The sequence below is a fragment of the Mesorhizobium sp. M7A.F.Ca.US.006.04.2.1 genome (assembly GCF_004022915.1).
GTDB classification, from domain to species: Bacteria; Pseudomonadota; Alphaproteobacteria; order Rhizobiales; family Rhizobiaceae; genus Mesorhizobium; species Mesorhizobium ciceri.
Genome location: NZ_RZQA01000346.1, coordinates 1 through 6135, shown reverse-complemented (window position 1 = coordinate 6135; position 6135 = coordinate 1). Strand labels below are relative to the sequence as shown.

The window sequence follows — 6135 nt, the reverse complement described above, 5'->3', positions numbered from 1 at the left end:
CCCGATAGGCTGTGCGGCAAGCCATTGCCAGGCGGCAGCCTCGTCCTCCGCCCTGAAATGCCTGATTTCGATGGGCGGTGAGGACGGCAGAAAGCGTTGTGCGTCCGCTATCCAGTCCGGTTCGCCGATCGTCGCGCAACGGTCGACATGTTCCAATGCATGAATGGCGCCCTGCTTCAGGGTCTCGTCAGCGATGTCGGCCCAGTCGACGCCGTCGTGGTCGACGAGGCGCACCAGCACATCGACGCGCGGATGCAGGGCGTAGGCTGCCTCCAGCAATCCGAAAAGATTTTCACCATCGGCCGCGGAAACGTGCCCGACGACATCGATGGCGAAAAGGTCGTCACGGCTGGTCTCGATACGGCGGATTGCCGGCACCTCATCAAGAAAATTCATCGGCGCTACCTTTCCCCGCTGGTTCATCAGGCTTGGAACACCCGAAACCCCCAGTCTGTTCCCACCAAAGGCATTACTGTTCCCGTCAAAGGCATTATAGGTGGGCGCGTCTAACGATTTCCGAGGCCACCCGCATGCCTGCAAAGCTCTCCGTCAACCTCAATGCCATCGCCATGCTGCGCAACCGGCGCGACCTGCCGTGGCCCAGCGTCACCGGCATCGGCCGCATCGCGCTGGCGGCCGGAGCGCATGGGCTGACGGTGCATCCACGCCCCGACGAACGGCATACAAGACACTCCGATGTGCCTGAGATCCGGTCGCTGATCGACGACGAGTTTCCGGGCGCGGAATTCAACATCGAGGGCTATCCGACCGAGGATTTCCTGTTGCTTGTGGAAAAGCATCAGCCCGAACAGGTGACTTTGGTGCCGGACGATCCGGCTCAGGCGACATCGGACCATGGCTGGAACTTCGCTACCCAGGCCGCGTTCCTCACACCGATCGTCAAGCGCCTGAAGAAGGGGGGCTTTCGCGTGTCGCTGTTTTCCGATCCGGATCCCGATTGGGTGGCGGCCGCGCGCGACACCGGCGCCGACCGCATCGAGCTCTATACAGGTCCATATGGCAGCTATCACACAGATTCCGCCAAAGCCGCCAAAGAGCTGGAAAGGCTGGGAAAAACCGCTGACGCCGCGCTTGCCGCCGGGCTGCAGGTCAATGCCGGGCACGATCTGGTGGTCGGCAACCTGCCGGCGCTGGTCAAGCGCATTCCGGCATTGGCCGAAGTGTCGATCGGACATGGGTTGACAGCCGACGCGTTGGAGTATGGCATGGCCGGTACGGTGGGTCGGTTCCTCAAGGCCTGCGGATGGTAGCGATGGGCAGCCTCGCATGGCAGGCATGGCAGCCATTACGCGACGGCACTTGATATTGCATCGCAGCAAGCGTAGAGCACCGCGCGCTTATCGGAGTGTCGTCCATGGCCCTTACCAATACTGGTAGTGAGGCAGAACCCGTCGAACAATCGAGCCATTCGGAAGTCGAACAGCACAGCACCAAGGTTCTGATGCTGGGCGCGCTCGGTGTCGTCTATGGGGATATCGGCACCAGTCCGATCTACGCCTTTCGCGAGGCGCTGGTGGCATCTTCCGGCGGACAGGTGGCCGACCGCGGTGACATCCTGGGCGTTTTGTCGCTGATCATCTGGTCGCTGACCATCATCGTCACCATCAAATACATCATGTTCGTGCTGCGGGCGAACAACCGCGGCGAGGGCGGCGTGCTGTCGCTGATGGCGCTGGCGCGCGGCAGTTTCCCCAAGCGCTCGGCGCTGATGCTCGGCATCGGCATCGTCGGGGCGTCGCTTTTCTTCGGCGACGCCGTCATCACGCCGGCGATTTCGGTGCTGTCGGCGGTCGAAGGCATGAACGTCGTCACGCCGACCTTCCAGCCTTATGTCGTGCCGCTGACACTGGTCATTCTCGCCATGGTGTTCGCGGTGCAACGTTTCGGCACGGGCGGCGTGGGATTGGTGTTCGGTCCCGTGACGGCGGTGTGGTTCCTGGCGATCGGCCTTTCCGGCCTCAACCACATCATCGCCGATCCGGAAATCCTGTGGGCGATCAGCCCGCACTACATCGTCGCATTCCTGATCAATTCGCCCGATGTCGCTTTCGTCACCATCGGCGCCATCTTCCTCGCCGTGACCGGCGCCGAGGCGCTCTATGCGGATCTCGGCCATTTCGGCCGCAAGCCGATCGTGCTCGCCTGGCTGTGGGTCGTGTTTCCGTGCCTGCTGCTCAATTATGCCGGGCAGGGCGCTTTCGTGCTGGCCAAGAACGGCGTCGTCGGCCATCCGTTCTTCGAAATGAATGAAGGCTGGACGCTGATCCCGATGGTCGTGCTGGCGACCGCCGCCACGGTCATCGCCAGCCAGGCGGTGATCTCGGGCGCCTTCTCGTTGACCAGGCAGGCGGTGCAGCTCAATATGCTGCCGCGCCTGGAAATTCTGCATACGTCGGAGAAACAGTCCGGCCAGATCTACATGCCGCGCGTCAACCTGCTGCTGGCGCTGGTGGTGATGATGCTGGTGGTGGGCTTCGGCGAGTCCAGCAGGCTGGCATCGGCCTACGGCATCTCGGTGACCGGCAACATGCTGGTGACCACGGTGCTGTTGTTTGTGGTCATGACGCGGATCTGGAAATGGAAGCTGTGGCTGGCGGTCTCGCTGACGGCGCTGTTCGGCTTCATCGACGTCGGTTTCTTTGCCTCCAACATCGTCAAGGTGTTTGAGGGCGGCTGGGCATCGCTGGCCGTTGCCTTCACCATTGTGCTGGCCATGTGGACCTGGGTGCGCGGCAGCCGCTATCTGTTCGACAAGACCCGCCGCAACGAGATCCCGCTCGATTTCCTCGCCGGCAATCTGTTGAAGAAGAAGCCGCAGCTGGTGTCAGGCACCGCCGTGTTCCTGACCAGCGATCCGCTCAGCGCGCCAACCGCACTGATGCACAGCCTGAAGCACTACAAGGTGCTGCATGAGCAGAACGTCATCCTTTCAGTGGTGACCGCGCCGCAGCCGGTGGTGCCCGACAGCGACCGGGTCAAGATGGAGACGGTCAACGAGCTGTTCATGCGCGTGACTCTGACCTTCGGCTACATGGAGCAGCCCAACATCCCGCGCGCGCTGGCGATCTGCCGCAAGCAGGGCTGGAAATTCGACATCATGACGACTTCGTTCTTCCTGTCGCGGCGTTCGCTCAAGGCCTCGCCCAATTCCGGCATGCCGGTGTGGCAGGACCGGCTGTTCATCGGCCTGGCGCGCACGGCGGCCGACGCGACGGAGTATTTCCAGATCCCGACCGGGCGCGTGGTGGAGATCGGCACTCAGGTGGCCATCTAGGACATGCCGATATTCAGGTGAGGCCGGCCTGCGAACGGCAGGTTCCTGCGCTTCCGGTACTCACGGACCAAGTGTCCGCTCCGTTCCGGTTCTCGGAACCCACATTCTCGGTCCAGCCTGACCTGAATCTCGATATGTCCTGGCGAATGAGCTGTGTCTTGCGGCACAGTCCATGTCACTCCGCTTCAACCGGCCAGCGCGGCCTTGTTCGCCTCGAGGAACTGCTTCAGCGTTTTTGGCTTGCGGCCGGAAAGCGTCTCGATCGCGTCGGTCACCATGGCGATGCGGCCGGAGCGCGTGTTGACGTCGAAGGACACGATGACTTCAGCAAAATCCTCGGGAACGCCTGATGCCTTTACCCCTTCGGTGAGCGCTTCATCCGGAACCTGCAGGACATCGAGCGACTTGCCGGTGACCTCGCTTACCAGGGCGGCAATCTCTGCCGTGGTGTAGGCGTGCGGACCGGTCAAGGTGTAGGTCTTGCTTTCGTTTGAAGCGCCAGCGAGGCTGGCGGCGATCGCCGCTGCCATGTCGTCGCGCGCACCGTGGGCAATGCGCCCGTCGCCGGCCGACGTGTACCATTTTCCCGAGGCGATCGCGTGCGGGAGGGCCATGAACAGGTTTTCCTGGTACCAGCCGTTGCGGAAGATCGTGTAGGGGATGCCGCTCGCCTTGATCGCCTGCTCGGTGCTGTAGTGGTCATCTGCAAACAGGACTGGCGATACCGGCTCCGGATTGGGCATCGAGGTGTAGAGCAGATGCGAAATGCCGGCATTTTTGGCCGCGGCGACGGCATTTTCGTGCTGCTTCAGGCGCCTGCCGCTTTTGAGATCGAGATCGCCGGTCGAAATGATCAGCACCTTGTCGGCGCCTTTGAATGCGGTTTCCAGCGACGCCGCGTCGTTGAAGTCGGCGGCCCTGACAACGACGCCGCGCAGCGCCAGATCGGCCACGCTTTCCGGATTGCGTGTGGCGGCGATGATGTTTGCCGGTGGAACTTTGTGCTTGTCCAGGAGATATTGGATGACGCCGCGGCCGAGCTGGCCGGAAGCGCCGGTGACGAGAAGGGTTTCGCTCATGGAAGGTCCTGACATTGCGCCGCTAAGGCGGTTCGAGTGGCAGTCTCAAAAAGAGACCAGCACTAAAATAGGAATTGACGTGGTGCCGTAAAGAAGGCAGTTTTTCGGGAGGTAGGCACACGCAGGGAACCAGCCATGGACGGCAAGGTCATCAATCTGAAATCGAAGTTGGAGGTCTATAAGGCCATCTCAGGCGGCGGCAATATTGCCAATTGTCCGGTTCGCGAGGTCATTCAAGGGGTGAGCGGCAAATGGAGATCGCTGCTGATGATGGCGCTGGCTGAAAAACCCTATCGCTTCGGCGAGTTGCGGCGCCTTGTGCCCGACATTTCGCAACGCATGCTGACGCAGACGCTGTACGATCTTCAGCGCGATGGCTATGTGCATCGTGAGGTGTTCCCGACCAAACCACCGAGCGTCGAATACAGCCTGACCGATCTCGGGCGCTCTATGTTCGGCGCCTTTCACCAATTGATTCTGTGGGCCGAACTCAACCATGATGCGGTGCGCGCAGCGCGCGCCGATTTTGATGCGTCCCAGGCTTGAACGGCCGCCAAGGCCCAGGCTTGAACGACCGCTAAAGCCCCAGGGTGCGGCTTGATTTCGCCGGGCTGCTGAAGGATTGTCCCGGCCAGTTCGGCTTTGGGGGCATTGGCATTTCCTACGACATCGCAATAGCAGGCGCCGGGCCGGCGGGACTGGCCATGGCGCTCTATCTCAAGCGCGCCGGGCATCAGGTCACGGTCTTTGAGCGCTTCGATGAGCCGAAGCCGGTCGGCTCCGGGCTGATCCTGCAGCCGACAGGGCTGACGGTGCTGGCCGATCTTGGCCTGCTTGACGACATGCTGGCGCTGGGCAGCCGCATCGACCGCCTGCATGGCGCCGATGCCACCACAGGCCGTACCGTGCTCGATGTCCGCTACGATGCGCAGCGCGGTGGCCGCTTCGGGCTGGCGGTGCACCGGGCGGCCTTGTTCGGCGTGCTCTTCCGCGCCGCCCAACGCGAAGCGATCGCCATCGAAACCGGCGTCGAGGTCGAGGCCTTGGAGACGGGCGAACGGACGACGCTGATCTGCGGCAACGGACGAAGGGCGGGGCCGTTCGACCTCGTCATCGACGCCAGCGGTTCGCGCTCGAAACTGCGCGGCGCAAGCGCTGCAGGCGAGCCACGACCGCTCACCTATGGCGCGTTCTGGGCCTCGCTTGGCTGGCGCGGCGACGGTTTCGATGAGCGCGCGCTGCTGCAACGCTACGACAGAGCGAGCGTGATGATCGGCGTGCTGCCGATCGGCCGGCCGCAGCCGGGCGCTGAAAAGATGGCGGCCTTCTTCTGGAGCCTGAAGCCGTCGAACGCCGATGAGGTGCGCGTCCGGGGCCTGGATGCCTGGAAGGAGAGGGTGATCCGGCTGTGGCCGCAGAGCGAGGCGTATGTCAGCCAGATCGACAGTTTCGACCAGCTCTCGCTGGCGCGCTATGGCCACCACACGATGAAGCGGCCGGTTGGGCGGCGGCTGGCCATCATCGGCGACGCGGCGCACTCGACCAGCCCGCAGCTCGGGCAAGGGGCCAACATGGCGCTGCTCGATGCCGCGGCGCTCAGCCATGCGCTGGCGCGGACGGACAGTATCGAAGCGGCACTTGAAGCCTATGCGAGGGCGCGGCGCTGGCATGTCCGCATCTTCCAGGCGCTGTCGCTGGCGTTCACGCCGTTCTACCAGTCGGATTCGGTGGCGCTGCCCTTCATCCGCGACAGGCTTGTGG

General features: G+C 63.0%; 6 protein-coding genes. 4 read left to right on the top strand and 2 right to left on the bottom strand.

The annotated features are described in order from the left end of the window. Positions 1-396: STAS/SEC14 domain-containing protein (locus EN925_RS18920; protein ID WP_164894275.1), on the bottom strand; the 396-nt coding region annotated here is incomplete at its 3' end. 134 nt (positions 397-530) lie between these two features. Between EN925_RS18920 and EN925_RS18915 the strand changes: the two genes are divergently transcribed. After that, positions 531-1271 (top strand): pyridoxine 5'-phosphate synthase, encoded by a 741-nt coding sequence (locus tag EN925_RS18915; RefSeq protein ID WP_127369871.1) that lies wholly within the window; start codon positions 531-533, stop codon positions 1269-1271. 104 nt (positions 1272-1375) lie between these two features. Beyond that, positions 1376-3295, top strand: a complete 1920-nt coding sequence (locus tag EN925_RS18910; RefSeq protein ID WP_127385429.1) for a potassium transporter Kup — start codon at positions 1376-1378, stop codon at positions 3293-3295. A gap of 185 nt (positions 3296-3480) precedes the next feature. On the opposite strand, the gene EN925_RS18905 is transcribed toward EN925_RS18910, so the two are convergent. After that, positions 3481-4374, bottom strand: coding sequence for an SDR family oxidoreductase (locus EN925_RS18905; RefSeq protein ID WP_127385428.1), 894 nt, complete (start codon positions 4372-4374; stop codon positions 3481-3483). Between the two features lie 135 nt (positions 4375-4509). On the opposite strand from EN925_RS18905, the gene EN925_RS18900 reads away from it, so the two are divergent. After that, positions 4510-4920 carry a helix-turn-helix domain-containing protein gene (locus EN925_RS18900; protein WP_013531060.1) on the top strand — a complete coding sequence of 137 codons (411 nt, stop codon included), beginning with the start codon at positions 4510-4512 and terminating at the stop codon, positions 4918-4920. A gap of 44 nt (positions 4921-4964) precedes the next feature. Then, positions 4965-6135, top strand: a 1171-nt coding sequence (locus tag EN925_RS18895; RefSeq protein ID WP_245487240.1) for an NAD(P)/FAD-dependent oxidoreductase, incomplete at its 3' end; no start/stop codon positions are given.